This window comes from Ruegeria sp. BE1 (genome assembly GCF_056538885.1).
In genome coordinates, this window is sequence record NZ_JBQFTY010000010.1 from 1 (window position 1) to 15964 (window position 15964).

A 15964-nucleotide genomic window follows, 5' to 3' on the forward strand; every position below is an offset into this window, starting at 1 on the left:
CCAGTCTCTCCCGAGTGTCCCGCCGTCTCTCCAGCACGTCCGACCGTCTCTCCGATCCGTCAGCACCGCCTCAGCAGCGCCGGTGAAGGGGTATTTACGGATTAGGTCTGGGACCTGCAACCCCCATTTTGAAAAAACTTCACATTTCTCGACAGAAACTTCCAAACCTTAATAAAAGCAAAAGGTTATCTTCAAATTTCGAGCTGAATTTCCGCTTTTCTGCGGGTTTTGGGACGACGCTTACCTGCTTATCGGCGGAATCGTACCCAAAGCTTGGTAGGCGCCTGTTCGTTGACCAACAAAAACGCCGCCCGAGTCCCCTCGAGCGGCGCAATTCACAGGATTGATCGAAGCATTACTTCAGATCAAATCGGTCGGCATTCATCACCTTGGTCCAGGCCGAGACAAAGTCAGCGACGAATTTGCCCTTGGCATCGGCCTGACCATAGACCTCGGCCAGTGCCCGCAGTTGCGAGTTCGAACCAAAGACCAGATCGACACGGGTGCCGGTCCACTTGACCTCACCACTGGCGCGGTCGCGACCTTCATAGACGCCCTTACCTGCGGGCTTCCATTCGGTGCTCATGTCCAGCAGGTTGGTGAAGAAGTCCGTGCTGAGCGTTCCGACGCGATCCGTGAACACACCGTGCTTGGTGTCACCGAAGTTTGCCCCCAGAACGCGCAGGCCACCGACAAGCGCCGTCATCTCGGGCGCGGACAGGGTCAGCAGTTGCGCGCGGTCAACCAGCAGCTCTTCGGGTGAGACGGTATACTCGGTCTTCTGGTAGTTGCGGAAGCCGTCCGCGATGGGCTCCATCACGGCAAAGCTGTCCACATCTGTCTGGTCCTGCGACGCATCGGTGCGGCCGGGCGTGAAGGGAACCTCAACATCCTGACCACCCGCCTTGGCCGCCTGTTCGATACCAACGGACCCGGCCAGAACGATCACATCGGCCAGAGACACTTTCTTGCCGCCCGACTGCGCGCTGTTGAACGCGGCCTGAACGCCTTCCAGCGCCTCAAGCACTTTCGACAGCTTCATAGGCTCGTTCACGGCCCAGTCTTTCTGCGGCGCAAGGCGGATACGGGCACCATTGGCCCCGCCACGCTTGTCCGAGCCACGATAGGTCGAGGCCGAGGCCCATGCGGTCGAAACCAGATCGGACACCGACAGACCGGTTGCCGCGATCTTGGCTTTCAGGTCGGCCACATCCGCATCATCCACCAGATCGTGATCCACGGCGGGGACGTTATCCTGCCAGATCAGCTCTTCGGTCGGGGCTTCTTCGCCGATGTAAGCCGCGCGCGGACCCATGTCGCGGTGGGTCAGCTTGAACCATGCGCGGGCAAAGGCGTCGGCGAACTGGTCCGGGTTCTCGTGGAAGCGTTTCGAGATCGGGCCGTAGATCGGGTCCATGCGCATCGCCATATCGGCGGTGGTCATCATGGTCTTGACCTTTTTCGACGGATCATGGGCCTGCGGGGCCATGTCTTCTTCTTTGACACCGATCGGCTCCCAGATCCACGCGCCCGAGGGGCTTTTGGTCAGGTTCCAGTCATAGCCGAACAGCAGATCGAAAAAGCCATTGTCCCATTTGATCGGGTTCGCGGTCCATGCGCCTTCGATACCGGACGTGGTGGTGTCGTCGCCCTTGCCGGAGCCAAACTTGTTGATCCAGCCAAAGCCCATCTCTTCGATCGGGGCGGCTTCGGGTTCGGGGCCAACCAGATCGGGATCGCCCGCACCGTGCGCCTTGCCAAAGGTGTGACCACCCGCAACCAGTGCAACGGTTTCTTCGTCATTCATTGCCATCCGAGCAAAGGTGTCGCGAATATCGCGGCCCGAGGCCAGAATGTCAGGCTGTCCGTCAGGCCCTTCAGGGTTCACATAGATCAGGCCCATCTGCACTGCGGCCAGCGGGTTTTCCAAATCACGCTCGCCCGAGTAACGGCTGTGCGGGTTGTCGGTGGGGGCCAGCCATTCGGTCTCGGTACCCCAATAGATGTCTTCCTCGGGCGCCCAGATGTCTTCGCGGCCACCGGCGAAACCAAAGGTCTTGCCGCCCATGGATTCGATGGCGCAGTTACCGGCCAGGATCATCAGGTCGGCCCAGGAAATCTGGTTGCCGTATTTCTGCTTGATCGGCCACAGCAGACGGCGCGCCTTGTCGAGGTTGCCGTTATCCGGCCAGCTGTTGAGCGGCGCAAACCTTTGGTTCCCGGTCGAGGCACCGCCACGGCCATCAGCCGTCCGGTAAGTCCCGGCGCTGTGCCACGCCATGCGGATGAAAAACCCGCCATAATGGCCATAATCCGCCGGCCACCAGTCCTGCGAATCCGTCATCAGCGCATAAAGGTCTTCTTTCAGCGCTTTCATATCCAGCGACTTGAACGCCTCAGCATAGTCGAAATCGGCATCCATCGGGTTCGAGGCCGGTCCGTGCTGGTGCAGGATCGACAGGTTCAGCTGGTTCGGCCACCAGTCCCGGTTAGACCGGGTGCCTGCGCCGTGCATTACAGGGCATCCACCTGCTTTGGGGTTATCACTTCCGTCCATGACGATCTCCATTCCTGGCTAAATTCCGGCACATTTGCGCGGTTCAAAACTCGGTCGATCAAGTACTTATGTAGAGACCCCTTAGCCCCATCCAAGACGCTACGGAAACTTATCCGTATCTTTGGAAAGGGCGCCGCGACTCTTCTGTCTTGTCACGGCTAGAGATAGCAAATCAGTATCATGCAAAAAAGTTTTGTTTGATGATGAAAGTCATAGGATTTAATTATGATTTTTCCATGCCGCGTGCTGGTTCTGCCCAAGCCGCGCCAATAACCTTGGGTCACAACAGCGCTGCAGCAATTGTCTTTTTCCGCTGTCCCGCCACAGTCTGGACATCACAAAGAGACCGCGAACGCGTTGGGGAGGATTGGTATGGAGTTCGACTATGTGATCGTCGGAGGCGGGTCTGCGGGATCGGTCCTGGCCAATCGCCTCAGCGAAGACCCGACCAAAACCGTCTGCCTGCTTGAGGCCGGAGGGCATGGTGACAGTATTTTGGTCCGCATGCCTGCGGCAGTCGTGGCCGCCCTGCCCGGACGTCCCAAGATCAACAACTGGGCGTTCGAGACGGCTCCGCAGCCGGGGTTGAACGGTCGTCGCGGGTATCAGCCACGCGGCAAGACGCTGGGCGGGTCCAGTGCGATCAATGCAATGCTTTACGTCCGGGGTCAGCGTCAGGATTACGACGGCTGGGCCGAACAGGGGTGCACCGGGTGGGATTGGGACAGTGTCCTGCCCTATTTCAAACGGTCCGAGAACAACGAGGACGGCGCGGATCAGCTGCATGGAGACAGCGGCCCATTGCAGGTGTCGCACCAGAAAGCACCGCGTCCAATCACCCATGCCTTTGTCGAGGCCGCCGAGCAAATGCAGCACCGTCGCGTTCACGACTTCAATCGCGGCGACAACGAAGGCGTGGGGCTGTATCAGGTGACCCAGTTCCACGACCCGGCCCGCAATGGTGAGCGGTGCTCGGCCGCGGCGGCCTATGTCCATCCCGTCATGCACCGCCCGAACCTGACGGTCCTCACCCATGCCCACGCCAAAAAGCTGACATTTGACGGCAGGCGCGCGACCGGTTTGATCTATAAGCACAAGGCCAAAGGGCCGGACATCGCAGTGACCGCCCGGGCCGAGGTTCTGGTCTGCGCCGGCGCATTCATGTCACCGCAGCTGCTACAGCTGTCCGGTATTGGCGCGGGAGAGGAACTGACCCGGCATGGCATCGCGGTACAGCACGACCTGCCCGGCGTGGGCAAGAACCTGCAGGACCATCTGGATTTCACCTTGTCCTACAAGACCCGGGACACAGACACGTTCGGGATCGGCATCACCGCGTCTGCCAGGCTGCTGCGCCACCTTTGGCGTTGGCGCAAGGACGGCGTGTCCATGGCCGCCACGCCCTTTGCCGAAGGGGCGGGGTTCCTCAAGACCTCACCAGCGCTGGACAGGCCCGATATTCAGCTACATTTTGTCATCGCGCTGGTCGATGACCATGCCCGCACACTGCATTACGGGCACGGGTTCAGTTGCCATATCTGCAAACTGCGCCCCGAAAGCCGGGGAACAGTGGGCCTGCACAGCGCTGACCCGTTTGCAGCACCGGCGATTGATCCGGCCTTTCTGTCCGACGACCGCGATCTTGAGACGATGATCAAAGGCGCCCGGATGACGCACGACATCCTTCAGGCCCCGGCCCTAAAGCCCTATCGGCACAAAGAGATGTTCGGTACAGATAGCGCCCGGACGGATGCGGATTGGGAACAACATATCCGCGCCCGCGCCGACACGATCTATCACCCGGTGGGCACCTGCAAGATGGGCACCGACGGCATGGCCGTGGTCGATCCTGAACTACGTGTACGCGGAATCCAAGGGCTGCGCATTGTGGATGCCTCGGTCATGCCGACGCTGATCTCGGGCAATACCAACGCGCCAACCATCATGATTGCCGAAAAAGCCGCCGATCTGATCAAGGCTGCCGCGCGCTAGGAGTCCTTCATCAGCGCCTCTAAACCGGATCGGTATTCAGGATAGAGCAGGCGCACGCCCAGTTCATCCTTGATCCGGTTGTTTCTGACTCGCTTGTTCTCGCTATAGAAACTGCGGGCCATGGGGGTCAGGTCGGCCTCGTCAAAGGGCACGGCAGGCGGCAGCGGCAGGCCCTGCAGTTCGGCCGCATAGGCGATCACGTCCTGCGGCGGCACCGGTTCGTCATCGCAGACATTGTAGATGGCACCGGGATTGGGCGCTGCCATCGACGCGGCCAAAACCTGCGCGATGTCGGCCACGTGGATACGGGAAAACACCTGTCCAGGTTTGATGATACGTCGCATCCCCGCGCGTTTGAGCTTGGAAAACGGGCCGCGACCAGGGCCATAAATGCCAGCCAGACGAAAGATATGAACCGGCAATCCGGGAATGCGCCGCCATTGCTGTTCGGCCTCAAGCCGCCATTTGCCGCGCTGCGCGGTGGGGGTTGCTGGGGTGCTTTCATCCACCCATGCGCCATCATGGTCCCCGTAAACGGCGGTTGTCGACAGATACCCAACCCACGCGAACTGACCAGCCCGAGCGGCAATTTCTTCGCCAAAGGCGGCCAGAACCGGGTCGCCATCGGCCTTGGGCGCGGTCGAGATCAACAGATGGGTCACGCCATCCAGATCCGGAACCTGCCCCGGCCAGATCACCGGTTCAGCCCCCGATGCGCGAATGGTGGCCGATTGGGCCGGGTCCCGCGTGGTTCCAACAACGCGCCACCCCTGGGGTTCAAGGACCCTCGACAGGGCCTGCGCCGAATATCCGTGGCCAAATGAAAACAGAGTTCTTGTCATAGCGCCTTTGATGATCTGCTCTTTCGGAACATGCAAGCGCCCGTGCAGGAATACTTGATTCGAATCCCGGTTGCGCATTTCATTTGAGCATGACCCAGAAAACTCCAAACCTGCACGCGGCATATGCGCTGCAAACGCCAGAGGATAACAAGCAGCTCTATGCCGAATGGGCCGGCGACTATGATGACACCTTCGCCGCGCGCGAAGATTATCAGCTGCACATCCATACGGCCCGCGCGTTTGTGGCGGCCCATGGGCAGGGTCCGGTTCTGGACGTGGGCGCAGGCACCGGCCTGTGCGGCGCGGTGCTGGCCGGGTTGGGTGCCGGACCGATCGATGCCACCGACATCAGCGCCGAGATGCTGGATCAGGCCATGCGCAAGGACATCTACCGCGACGCGATTGAGGCCGATTTGAATCAGGGCCTTCCAGTGCCGCACGATAGCTATGCGGGAATCGTGTCCTCGGGAACCTTCACACATGGCCATCTGGGGCCCGAAGCCCTGACCGCCCTGTTGCGCGTGGCGCGGCCCGGTGCACAATTTGCCCTGTCTATCAACGCCAAACACTATGAGAAACTGGGGTTTGCCGACGCCCTGCACAAATTGGCACAGGGTCAGATCCGAAACCTGACCCTGCCCGAGGTGCGCATCTACGGCGATCTGGCCGCAGGCCCCAACAAGGACGACACCGCCCTGATCGCTTTGTTCGAACGGGTCTGACGCCTAGGTATACATCTGTTTCTTGTAGGCCCGCGTCCGTGTCGTCGCCTCGGCCGAGCCGTCGTGATAGGTGCCGAACCACTTGTCGAACGGAATCTCGGAGGTGCCGTAGTTGCATTCGAAATACCGGTGATGCAGCTGGTGAAAGAAATCCCCCGCACGGGCGGCCTCGGTGTCCTTTGCTTTCAGCTTTTCGAACCCTGAATGCGACAGAACCGGGCTGATCTGCTGGAAATAGGTGTGAAACAGCAGGTGCAGCGGATGTGACGGCACGATCAGGTGAATGAAGTAGGTGGTGAAGTACAACAGGTTCTCGTACCAGTGGTTCGAAATCCCGGACCATGGACCCACGTTCACATTGCGATGATGCACGGCGTGGACGTGTTTATAAAGCTTTGGGTGATGCTCCAGCCGGTGCACCCAGTAGAAATGCAAACCGGACCACATGGGGATGAACAGCATCCAGACCACGCACCAGACCGGCGCACTGGCCCATGTCACCGTGGGCACATACCCGTTTGCCATCGCCCAGTAGATCACCCACTGGTACACGGTTGCCACGGTCATCGCACTGCCCAACGTCCACCAGATATTGTCCCAGACCTGATTGCGAAAGGTGAAGACGCCATTGTCGCGGGTCAGGTCGCGGCGGTCGAATTTCTTGTACATGCCCTGACCTTTGCGCATGTACAGCCACCAATGCAGCCCGCCCGCAACCATGATCTGTGGCACCATGTTGAGCAGCCAGATGCGGAACATCCAACCGGGCGCAAAGCTCTGCATTGTCTCTAATGCGGGGAAAAACAGCGCATAGGCGCCCACCGCCAGCACAAGGCACAGGGTCAGGGCCGTGATCTGCAGCCACGCGCCGCTATACCATTTCAGCACCGCCTTCGGGCGCAAAGGCCAGCTGAACAGCGGGTTCAATCCGACGGGACCTTCGGGGTGGTAATGCCAGCGCGCGGCTTCTGGATCCTGGGTTGCATCTGTCATGTCTGGTGTCCTTAGCTCGCGTAATCCGAACCCTCTGCGTCCAGCAGAGCTTTGATCTCGCGCAGGTGGGCGGCGGCCTGATCGGGATAATCGTCCAGCTCCTGCGCGGTTTTCTCGGCGATCTCGTCCGACAGCACGCGCAGGGGCTGGCCGGTTTGCAGGGCGCGGATATAGGTCTCGGCCGCGCGTTCGAAGTAATACAGGCGGTTGAACGCATCGGCCGGGTCACTGCCAATCACCAACACCCCGTGATTGCCCATGATCATGACCTTTTTCTTCGGGTCCGACAGCATTCCGGCGCAGCGTTCACCTTCGCTTTCAAAGGCCAGACCACCGAACTCCTGATCAACCACGTAGCGGTTGTAGAAAGTGGCGGTGTTCTGATCGATCGGCGGCAAGGTGCTGTCGGCCAGCGAGGCCAGAACCGTGGCAAAGATCGAATGCACATGCATCACGCAACGCGCATGGGGACACTGCCGGTGAATCGATCCGTGCAGGCCCCAGGCGGTGGGGTCCGGTGCACCGGGCTGTGCCATCACATCGGGGTCATTCGCATCCAGAAACAGCAGATTTGACGCCTTGATCCGCGCAAAATGCATCTGGTTGGGATTCATCAGGAACTGCGTGCCATCCTCATTCACCGCAAGGCTGAAATGGTTGGCGACACCCTCATGCATGTTCAGCCGCTCGGTCCAGCGAAAGGTGGCGGCAAGGTCCACGCGGTCGGACCAGTGATCGATATTGGGGCGCAGGTTGGCGACGGACATGGCGGGCTCCTGTAGCGGGCTTTTGAAAACCGTGCCCGCCACGCGCCCGTTTGACCAACGAAAAAAATGCACCTATTCCATTAGTCAAACTTATGGCAAGGTTATGCACATGCAGAAATCGCTTCCACCGCTGGGATGGCTGCGCACGTTCGAGGCCGCCGCACGCCATCTGTCCTTCACCGGTGCGGCGCGCGATCTGAACATGACCCAAAGCGCGGTGAGCCAGCAGATCAAGTCACTGGAAGGGTATCTGGGTCAGCCCCTGTTTCTGCGCCGCCCTCGCGCTTTGGAGCTGACCGAGGCCGGAATCACCTATCTGCCGGTGGTCCGCGACGCCTTTCGCACCTTATTGCGGGGCACGCAGGCGGTAACCGGCGCGCAGCAAAACGCGGTGCAGGTCCAAAGCAATATCAGTTTCGCGGTCAACTGGCTGGCCCCGCGCCTGCCACAGTTTCGCGCCGAACATCCCGAAGTGCAGCTGAACATTTTTACCGAGCTTTGGGAACCGCGTGAGATGGCCGAGGGCGCGGCGGTTGAAATCCGCTATTCCCTGCGCCCATCGGACACGGTGCGCACCGAGCTTTTGCGAACCGATCACTACTATCCTGTCTGCGCCTCGGGATATGACGTGACCCTTGAGACGTTGCAGGATCAGCCGCTGTTCGATTGCTCGAACCTGTTGTCGAACTGGGCGAATTGGGCGGAAGAACAGGCTCTGACATGGGAAAATCCACCTGTTACCTATGCGACAACCTATCTGGTGAGCCTGTCGGTTGCGATGGCGGGTGGCGGCCTGTGTCTGACCCATGACACCATTGCGCGCGATCTGATCCGGCAGGGACGGCTGGTGGCCCCGTTCACCCACCGCGCGCCCATGGCAGAGGCGTATTACCTGTTGCTATCCCCACAGGCCGAGGAAACACCCGGCGCGCTGGCCTTTGCCGATTGGCTGCGCAGCGAGATGGAGGCGGACCGGCTGGCGTGAGCAAAGCCCTCCCGCCCATCGTCAATGCCGCTTGCGCGGCACCTCCTCTGGTTGGGCCCGGCAGCGCTGACGCGCTGCGTGACGGTTTGATGATACTGCCTCAGCAGGGGTTGCACCTTTTTACACATTCAGAAAAGTTGAGCCATGGAACACGCACCCTTCCCCAGCTGGCCCGATGTCGCCCCGCACCTGATCGCAGTCGCCGCAGGGCGCGAAGCCGCAGACCTAGTGATACACGGCGGTATCTGGGTGAATGTCCACACCCGCGAAGCCCTGCCCGGCCATGACATAGCCATCGCAGCGGGGCGCATCGCGTATGTCGGACCAGACGCCTCGCATTGCGTTGGGCCCGATACGCAGATCATCGAGGCAAACGGGCGATACATGCTGCCGGGCCTGTGCGATGCGCATATGCATATTGAATCGGGTATGCTGACCCCGGCCGAGTTTGCCCGGGCGGTGATCCCCCATGGCACCACCTCGATGTTCACCGACCCGCATGAAATCGCCAACGTGCTGGGGCTGGACGGCGTGCGGATGATGCATGACGAAGCGCTGATGCAGCCGGTGAATATCTTCACGCAGATGCCCTCTTGCGCGCCATCGGCCCCGGGGCTTGAGACAACCGGCTATGAGATCACCCCCGAAGACGTGGCCGAGGCGATGAGCTGGCCCGGTATCATCGGATTGGGTGAGATGATGAATTTCCCCGGTGTGATCCATGGCGATCCCAAGATGCTGGCAGAAATCGCGGCAACTCAACGCGCCGGGAAAACCGTAGGCGGGCACTATGCATCGCCCGATTTAGGACCTGATTTCGCGGCCTATGTGGCCGGTGGCCCCGCAGACGATCACGAAGGCACCTGCGAGGCCGACGCCATCGCGCGGGTGCGGCAGGGGATGCGGTCGATGATGCGGCTGGGCTCGGCCTGGTATGACGTGGAAAGCCAGATTACGGCGGTGACCGAAAAGGGGCTGGACCCGCGCAACTTTATCCTGTGCACCGATGATTGCCATTCCGGTACCCTGGTCAATGACGGGCATATGAACCGCGTGGTGCGGCACGCGATTGCCTGCGGCTGTGATCCGCTGATCGCGCTGCAGATGGCGACGATCAATACGGCCACCCATTTCGGGCTGGAGCGTGAGATCGGATCGATCACCCCGGGACGGCGGGCGGATATTATCCTCAGCCCGGACCTGACAGACCTGCCGATCGAGATGGTCATAGCCCGCGGTCAGGTCGTGGCCGAGATGGGCGCGATCACCGTGGACTGCCCGCATCTGAACTGGCCGGACAGTGCCCGTAATACTGTCCATCTGGGCCATGCGCTGACCTATACGGATTTCGAAATCAAAGCCCCCGAGGGCGCCAACCGTGTGCGGGCCAATGTGATCGGCGTGGTGGAAAACCAGGCCCCGACCAAAGCGCTGAAGGCGGAGCTGCCCATCATCGGCGGGCTGGTCGAGGGCGAGGGCGATGTCTGCCAGATCGCTCTGGTCGAGCGTCACCGTGCGACCGGAGGGGTCACGAACGCGTTTGTCTCGGGCTTTGGGTATCAGGGAAAGATGGCCATGGCCTCGACCGTGGCGCATGACAGCCACCACATGATCGTCGTGGGCACAGACCGCACGCAGATGGCGCTGGCGGCGAACCGGCTGGCCGAGGTGGGCGGCGGCATCACCCTGTTTCGCGATGGACAGGAACTTGCCTTGGTCGAACTGCCCATCACGGGCCTGATGTCCGACAGCCCGGCGGCAGATGTCGCCGCCAAGGCCGATCAGATGGTCGCGGCGATGCAGGACTGCGGCTGTCAGCTGAACAACGCATATATGCAGCACTCGCTGCTGGCTTTGGTCGTTATCCCCGAGTTGCGGATTTCCGACCTAGGGCTGGTAGATGTGCGGACCTTTGAAAAGATCGATCTTCTGGAACCCCTTGCATGACTATCATCAAAACGCCTGACGTCCCGACGCCCGAGACGTTCACCGACCCTGCCGCGGCTGTGGCACGTCTGGAAGAACTGTATGAAACGGCAACACGCTTTCTGTGCGACAGCTTTGCCTCAGCCATCGAACAAGGGGCCCCACGCGAACGATACCGGGCCTTTTACCCCGAGATCCGTATCAAGACCTCGTCCTATGCCCAGGTCGACAGCCGCCTGAGTTTTGGCCACGTGTCCGAACCCGGCACCCATGCGACAACTGTCACCCGGCCTGATCTTTTCCGGTCATACCTGACCCAGCAAATCGCCCTGCTGATCCGAAATCACGACCAACCCGTAACGATTCAGGCATCCGATACGCCCATCCCGGTGCATTTTGCCGTAGCCAACAACCCCGATCTTGTGGTGCCGCATCAGGGGGCCGCTGGCTTTACCCTGCGCGATGTATTCGACGTGCCGGACCTGACTACAACCAATGATGACATCGTGAACGGCGTCCACGACCATGAAGAAGAGGTCGGACCGCTGTCGCTGTTCACCGCGCAGCGGGTGGATTACTCGCTGGCCCGTCTGTCACATTATACCGCGACCGACCCCAGCCATTTCCAGAACCACGTTCTGTTCACCAACTATCAGTTCTACGTCTCGGAATTCGAAAACTACGCGCGCGAACAGTTGGGCGATCCCGACAGCGGATATACCAGCTTTGTCTCGACCGGAAATGTTGAGATCACGACGCCGGACGGCGTGTTGGAGCAACCTCTGAAACTGCCTCAGATGCCGACCTATCACCTGAAACGGGCGGATGGATCCGGGATCACTTTGGTCAATATCGGGGTGGGGCCTTCAAATGCCAAAACCGCAACCGACCATATCGCGGTGCTGCGCCCGCACGCATGGCTGATGGTCGGCCATTGCGCCGGGCTGCGGAACACGCAGGCGCTGGGGGATTTCGTGCTGGCCCATGCCTACCTGCGCGAAGACAAGGTTCTGGATGACGATCTGCCGGTCTGGGTTCCGATCCCGCCACTGGCCGAGGTTCAGGTCGCGCTGGAACGGGCCGTGGCCGAGGTCACCAAACTGGACGGTTATGAGTTGAAGCGTATCATGCGCACCGGCACCGTCGCCTCGGTCGACAACCGCAACTGGGAGTTGCGCGATCAATCCGGTCCGGTGCAGCGGCTCAGCCAATCCCGCGCCATCGCTCTGGATATGGAAAGCGCCACCATCGCCGCCAATGGCTATCGGTTCCGGGTCCCCTATGGCACGTTGCTTTGCGTTTCAGACAAGCCGCTGCACGGCGAATTAAAGCTTCCGGGTATGGCGTCCGCGTTCTATACAACGCAGGTCAGCCGGCATCTGGCCATCGGAATACGCGCGATGGAACACCTGCGCGGCATGCCGTTAGAGCGTTTGCACAGCCGGAAATTGCGTTCATTCGACGAAACGGCCTTTCTCTGAAGCAAAAAAGCAACGTTTTCCCCATATTTTTAGGGTTTTCAGCGCTACTATTCGTTGTGTTCGTCCACAATATCCCGTTACAGTTACGCCGTGAGGCCCTATTTATCGGGCACGTTAAGGAGACCAAGAAATGGCAAAGCCTATGACAAAGACTCAGCTGGTTGCTGCTCTCGCTGAGGAAATGGGAACCGACAAGAAAGCCGCAAACGCCGCGCTGGAGGCCGTGACCGGCCTGATCACCCGCGAAGTGTCGGCTGGTGGTGCGGTAACCCTGCCCGGTGTTGGCAAAATCTACTGCCGCGAACGCCCCGAGCGCATGGTGCGCAACCCCGCCACTGGCGAGCAGTTCAAGAAAGAGGCCGACAAGGTAGTCAAGATGACCATCGCCAAGGCTCTGAAGGACAGCGTGAACGGCTGATCCCGGCTGTCACCGCAAAACGATCAAGGGCCGCCGGTTGGGGGCCCTTTTTCTTTGCCCGCAGATCTTGCCTTCAATGCAGGCTCAGCAGCACTTCCAGATCTCGACGGCTAAGCCGTGTCATCAACGCCTTGTCCTCCGATGTCAGTTTTGCGCCTTTGCGGATATAGGTCTCAAGATAGGTCGCGATTTCGCTGGTCGGTCGATAATACAGATCGGGGGATGCATGGCTGAGCTCATTCACCAACCGCAACAGCAGCCTCTTCTGCTTTTCCGAATCCAGATCTTTGCGTTTTTCTTCCAACATTGCGATCCCCGATTTCACAGGTATTACGTAGGGCACCTCACGCCAGTGCCAACCGGGAAAAGAAAAACGGGCGCCCCAAAAGACGCCCGTTTAGAGATTGCCGTTAGGCTGATTTAGTGAACCGTCTCAACCTTGTGGAAGTCCAGATCGCGGCCTTCGGGCATCGAGTCGATGCTCAGCACCTCTTTGCGCTTGGTGATCAGGATGTAGACCACACAGGCGAGGTATAGGCCCACAACAACCGCGCCGATCCACTGAATCTGCAGCCATTGGCTTTGGAACAGCAGGGTCAGCACGAACAGCAGCACCACGTTACCCGCGACATAGACAGCCTTGCCAAAGCGTTCGACCGTCATGTTCAGGTTGTCGGTGTACAGGCGGATCAGTGAGTCGAGCGAGTTGATCACAAAGGTCACACCAACAATCACCATGGCAATGTTGGTGATCCCTGCGGTGCTGATCCCGTTCAGGTGGTAGTAGTAGAGAACCGTGAACCAGATCGCCAGCGGGATCGACGGGAAGATCAGCAGCGCCGCCAGCAATTGCCAGGTTTTCAGACCGCCAACAAAGCGCGAGGTGAACTGGCCAATCATGATCGACCATGCAAACCACCAGAACAGGTAGAAGGCATGATAGTCGGTCAGCGGCAGGACGAACTTGTGCAGGTTGGCGAAGTAAGCCCCGATATTGCTGCCGGTTTCTGCGAACCCGGTAAAGCCCATGCCAGCTGCGGCCCACATGCCGATGATCAGCGCCAGGAACAGGAAGGTCGAACCCACCGACAGGATGCGCACATATTTCAGATCGGTCGAGGAATAGGCCGCTGCCAGAATAACCACGAACACGATGATGTAGAAGGTGGTGACAACGGATTCACCGTCTCCGACCTCGGGCAGGTAGCCGGGCAGGTAGATCAGGAACAGGCTGGCGGTAAAGGCGCAGGTGCCGATGATCACCACGTTGTTGATCAGCTTAACCAGCGGAATCTCAAAGAACTTCACGCGCGGTTCGATCACGCAGAAGTAGAAGGCCGTCAGGAAGTAGAAGGCCCAGATCAAAAAGCCCCAGAACCCGAATTCGATTGCCAGCGGGTTGGCAAAGGCATAAGCGGGGTCTTCGGCATAGCCGCCGAACTCGGTCAGCGGGAACATGATCAGGCCAACATCCAGTCCGGATGTGAACAGGATTGCAATAAAGGTGAACAGGTGCACGGGCGTCACGCCCACACAACGCAAGTTCCACCACTTGACCACGAAGAAGGCGACCAGGCCCAGGGCCAGCAGGACGCCAAACGACAGTATGTACTCTAGCAACACTTAACACACCTCCCATTTTTGTTATTTGGTGCTACGGTGGTTATCTTTTATTGGTCGGTCAATCAATAAAAACGGTCAGGCATAGCGCCCTGTAGACCAGATGTGCCTTTTTTGACGCAAAAGACGGGCTGCCTTGCAGCGCAGCGGAATTTCATCAACAGTGCGCAAAACGTCTGAGGGGGCTGGTATGGACCTGCGCGCCATTGCCATGGGGCTGACATTTGCGTTCATCTGGTCGTCGGCCTTTACCTCGGCCCGGATCATTGTCGCGGATGCGTCGCCACTGTTTTCACTGGCGCTTCGGTTTCTGATTTCCGGGGTCATCGGCGTGGCCATCGCGCGGGCGATGGGGCAAAGCTGGTCCCTGACGCGATCACAATGGCGCGCGACCATTCTGTTCGGGGTTTGCCAAAATGCTCTTTATTTGGGTCTGAATTTCTATGCGATGCAAACGGTCGAAGCCTCGCTGGCTGCGATCATCGCATCGACCATGCCTTTACTGGTGGCGCTGGCGGGATGGTTGTTTCTGGGTGAAAAACTGCGCCCAATTGCCGTGCTGGGCCTGTTCGCCGGATTTGCAGGCGTGGCCCTGATCATGAGCACCCGGATCAGCGGCGGTGTCGATATGTTCGGCGTGGCGCTGTGCTGCATCGGGGCGCTGGCGCTGACTTTTGCCACCTTGTCGATCCGAGGCGCGACCTCGGGCGGCAATTTCATGATGGTTGTCGGCTTGCAGATGCTGGTGGGCTCGGCCGTGTTGTTTGTCGCCGCCCCGCTGTTTGAGACGATCCGTATCAACCTGACCGTCCCGCTGGCGCTGGCCTTTACCTATACCACCCTGTTCCCCGGCCTTCTGGCCACCCTGATCTGGGTACTGCTGCTGGACCGGATAGGCGCAACCCGGGCGGCCACCTTCCATTTCCTTAACCCGGTCTTCGGCGTCACCATCGCGGCGATCCTGTTGGGCGAAAAACTTGGCCCGCTGGACGCGGTTGGGGTTGGGATCACCACACTTGGCATTCTGGCGGTTCAGCTGTCGCGGCAGCCTGTTCAGGGCAGCAAAGCCTCAACCTGACGCAACAGCCGGGCTGAGTCCGGTTTCACATTCGCACCATAGGTCGCGACCACTTCGCCCGCAGGGTCCAACAGGATCTTGTTGAAATTCCAGCTTGGGACAAACCCGGTTTGCGCCGCGACCGCCTTGTAAAATGGGTGCGCCTTAGCACCCTTAACCGGAGTGATGTCGGTCATAGGCAAGGTCAGGCCATAGTTGAAATCGCAGAATTCCTTCACCTCTTCGGCCGAGGCCAGCTCTTGGTTGAACGAATCCGATGGCACCGCCAAAACCACAAGCCCTTTGTCCCCATAGGTCTCGTGCACATTCTGCAGCGCTTCATATTGCCCGGTGAACCCGCAATGCGAGGCGGTGTTGACCACCAGAACCGGCTGGCCCCGCCAGTCTTCGATCGACAGGGTGCCGCCATCGATGGACGCAAACTCCCCTGCCAGCGGAGCCGCCTGCACCACCCGGCCCAGCAGAATCAAAACTGTCAAAACAAGTATTCTGAACATCACCTGGCCTCCTTTACCCCTCATTACGCACCAAATCCCGCCTCAGATCACCCGCACGACTGCGAGAGGCGGGAAAATAGGGCTTT

General features: G+C 59.7%; 14 protein-coding genes. 7 read left to right on the plus strand and 7 right to left on the minus strand.

Translation table 11 applies throughout. From position 1 onward, the window contains the following. Positions 1 to 355: 355 nt before the first annotated feature. Positions 356 to 2557, minus strand: a complete 2202-nt coding sequence (gene katG, locus ACR0J5_RS20325; RefSeq protein WP_480656680.1) for a catalase/peroxidase HPI — start codon at positions 2555 to 2557, stop codon at positions 356 to 358. Positions 2558 to 2929: 372 nt separating this feature from the next. On the opposite strand from katG, the gene ACR0J5_RS20330 reads away from it, so the two are divergent. Next, positions 2930 to 4549, plus strand: a complete 1620-nt coding sequence (locus tag ACR0J5_RS20330; protein WP_480656682.1) for a GMC family oxidoreductase — start codon at positions 2930 to 2932, stop codon at positions 4547 to 4549. Here the strand turns inward: ACR0J5_RS20330 and ACR0J5_RS20335 are convergent. Then, complete coding sequence (locus ACR0J5_RS20335; RefSeq protein ID WP_480656684.1) at positions 4546 to 5391, minus strand: SDR family oxidoreductase; 846 nt, start codon at positions 5389 to 5391, stop codon at positions 4546 to 4548. The two genes, ACR0J5_RS20330 and ACR0J5_RS20335, sit on opposite strands and share 4 nt — an antisense overlap. A gap of 89 nt (positions 5392 to 5480) precedes the next feature. Between ACR0J5_RS20335 and ACR0J5_RS20340 the strand changes: the two genes are divergently transcribed. Further along, positions 5481 to 6113, plus strand: a complete 633-nt coding sequence (locus ACR0J5_RS20340; RefSeq protein ID WP_480656686.1) for a class I SAM-dependent DNA methyltransferase — start codon at positions 5481 to 5483, stop codon at positions 6111 to 6113. A gap of 3 nt (positions 6114 to 6116) precedes the next feature. Here ACR0J5_RS20340 and ACR0J5_RS20345 read toward each other — a convergent pair whose 3' ends face one another. Both ACR0J5_RS20345 and ACR0J5_RS20350 read right to left on the minus strand, forming a co-directional pair. After that, the gene (locus ACR0J5_RS20345; protein ID WP_480656688.1) at positions 6117 to 7106 is read right to left on the minus strand and encodes a sterol desaturase family protein; all 990 of its coding nucleotides are present in this window, start codon (positions 7104 to 7106) and stop codon (positions 6117 to 6119) included. Positions 7107 to 7117: 11 nt separating this feature from the next. Further along, complete coding sequence (locus ACR0J5_RS20350) at positions 7118 to 7873, minus strand: class II aldolase and adducin N-terminal domain-containing protein (RefSeq protein WP_480656690.1); 756 nt, start codon at positions 7871 to 7873, stop codon at positions 7118 to 7120. 109 nt (positions 7874 to 7982) lie between these two features. Here ACR0J5_RS20350 and ACR0J5_RS20355 point away from each other — a divergent pair, with 109 nt between their 5' ends. The 4 genes from ACR0J5_RS20355 to ACR0J5_RS20370 all read left to right on the plus strand — a co-directional run bounded on the left by ACR0J5_RS20355 (position 7983) and on the right by ACR0J5_RS20370 (position 12683). Then, positions 7983 to 8858, plus strand: a complete 876-nt coding sequence (locus tag ACR0J5_RS20355) for a LysR family transcriptional regulator (protein ID WP_480656692.1) — start codon at positions 7983 to 7985, stop codon at positions 8856 to 8858. A 144-nt stretch (positions 8859 to 9002) separates the two neighbouring features. Then, a complete protein-coding gene (ade, locus tag ACR0J5_RS20360; RefSeq protein ID WP_480656694.1) occupies positions 9003 to 10805 on the plus strand; it encodes an adenine deaminase in 1803 nt (600 codons plus the stop codon). Beyond that, the gene (locus tag ACR0J5_RS20365; RefSeq protein ID WP_480656696.1) at positions 10802 to 12265 is read left to right on the plus strand and encodes an AMP nucleosidase; all 1464 of its coding nucleotides are present in this window, start codon (positions 10802 to 10804) and stop codon (positions 12263 to 12265) included. The genes ade and ACR0J5_RS20365 overlap by 4 nt, the downstream gene beginning before the upstream one ends. 130 nt (positions 12266 to 12395) lie before the next feature. Then, a complete protein-coding gene (locus ACR0J5_RS20370; RefSeq protein ID WP_170349467.1) occupies positions 12396 to 12683 on the plus strand; it encodes an HU family DNA-binding protein in 288 nt (95 codons plus the stop codon). A gap of 73 nt (positions 12684 to 12756) precedes the next feature. Here the strand turns inward: ACR0J5_RS20370 and ACR0J5_RS20375 are convergent, their stop codons facing one another. Continuing rightward, entirely contained in the window at positions 12757 to 12990 is a 234-nt protein-coding gene (locus tag ACR0J5_RS20375) for a hypothetical protein (protein WP_480656697.1), read from the minus strand. Between the two features lie 113 nt (positions 12991 to 13103). Further along, positions 13104 to 14303: a BCCT family transporter gene (locus ACR0J5_RS20380; RefSeq protein ID WP_480656727.1), complete on the minus strand. Its 1200-nt coding sequence runs from the start codon at positions 14301 to 14303 to the stop codon at positions 13104 to 13106. Positions 14304 to 14493: 190 nt separating this feature from the next. On the opposite strand from ACR0J5_RS20380, the gene ACR0J5_RS20385 reads away from it, so the two are divergent. Further along, positions 14494 to 15381, plus strand: coding sequence for a DMT family transporter (locus tag ACR0J5_RS20385; protein WP_480656699.1), 888 nt, complete (start codon positions 14494 to 14496; stop codon positions 15379 to 15381). On the opposite strand, the gene ACR0J5_RS20390 is transcribed toward ACR0J5_RS20385, so the two are convergent. After that, positions 15357 to 15878, minus strand: coding sequence for a glutathione peroxidase (locus ACR0J5_RS20390; protein ID WP_480656701.1), 522 nt, complete (start codon positions 15876 to 15878; stop codon positions 15357 to 15359). The two genes, ACR0J5_RS20385 and ACR0J5_RS20390, sit on opposite strands and share 25 nt — an antisense overlap. Positions 15879 to 15964 lie beyond the last annotated feature (86 nt).

Excerpts from the sequence above, each read along its gene's own strand:
- ACR0J5_RS20340 (WP_480656686.1), top strand. The coding sequence starts at position 5,481 with ATGACCCAGAAAACTCCAAACCTGCACGCGGCATATGCGCTGCAAACG.
- ACR0J5_RS20335 (WP_480656684.1), bottom strand. The coding sequence starts at position 5,391 with ATGACAAGAACTCTGTTTTCATTTGGCCACGGATATTCGGCGCAGGCC.
- katG (WP_480656680.1), bottom strand. The coding sequence starts at position 2,557 with ATGGACGGAAGTGATAACCCCAAAGCAGGTGGATGCCCTGTAATGCAC.
- ACR0J5_RS20345 (WP_480656688.1), bottom strand. The coding sequence starts at position 7,106 with ATGACAGATGCAACCCAGGATCCAGAAGCCGCGCGCTGGCATTACCAC.
- ACR0J5_RS20370 (WP_170349467.1), top strand. The coding sequence starts at position 12,396 with ATGGCAAAGCCTATGACAAAGACTCAGCTGGTTGCTGCTCTCGCTGAG.
- ACR0J5_RS20355 (WP_480656692.1), top strand. The coding sequence starts at position 7,983 with ATGCAGAAATCGCTTCCACCGCTGGGATGGCTGCGCACGTTCGAGGCC.
- ACR0J5_RS20365 (WP_480656696.1), top strand. The coding sequence starts at position 10,802 with ATGACTATCATCAAAACGCCTGACGTCCCGACGCCCGAGACGTTCACC.
- ACR0J5_RS20330 (WP_480656682.1), top strand. The coding sequence starts at position 2,930 with ATGGAGTTCGACTATGTGATCGTCGGAGGCGGGTCTGCGGGATCGGTC.
- ACR0J5_RS20385 (WP_480656699.1), top strand. The coding sequence starts at position 14,494 with ATGGACCTGCGCGCCATTGCCATGGGGCTGACATTTGCGTTCATCTGG.
- ACR0J5_RS20390 (WP_480656701.1), bottom strand. The coding sequence starts at position 15,878 with ATGTTCAGAATACTTGTTTTGACAGTTTTGATTCTGCTGGGCCGGGTG.
- ade (WP_480656694.1), top strand. The coding sequence starts at position 9,003 with ATGGAACACGCACCCTTCCCCAGCTGGCCCGATGTCGCCCCGCACCTG.
- ACR0J5_RS20350 (WP_480656690.1), bottom strand. The coding sequence starts at position 7,873 with ATGTCCGTCGCCAACCTGCGCCCCAATATCGATCACTGGTCCGACCGC.
- ACR0J5_RS20375 (WP_480656697.1), bottom strand. The coding sequence starts at position 12,990 with ATGTTGGAAGAAAAACGCAAAGATCTGGATTCGGAAAAGCAGAAGAGG.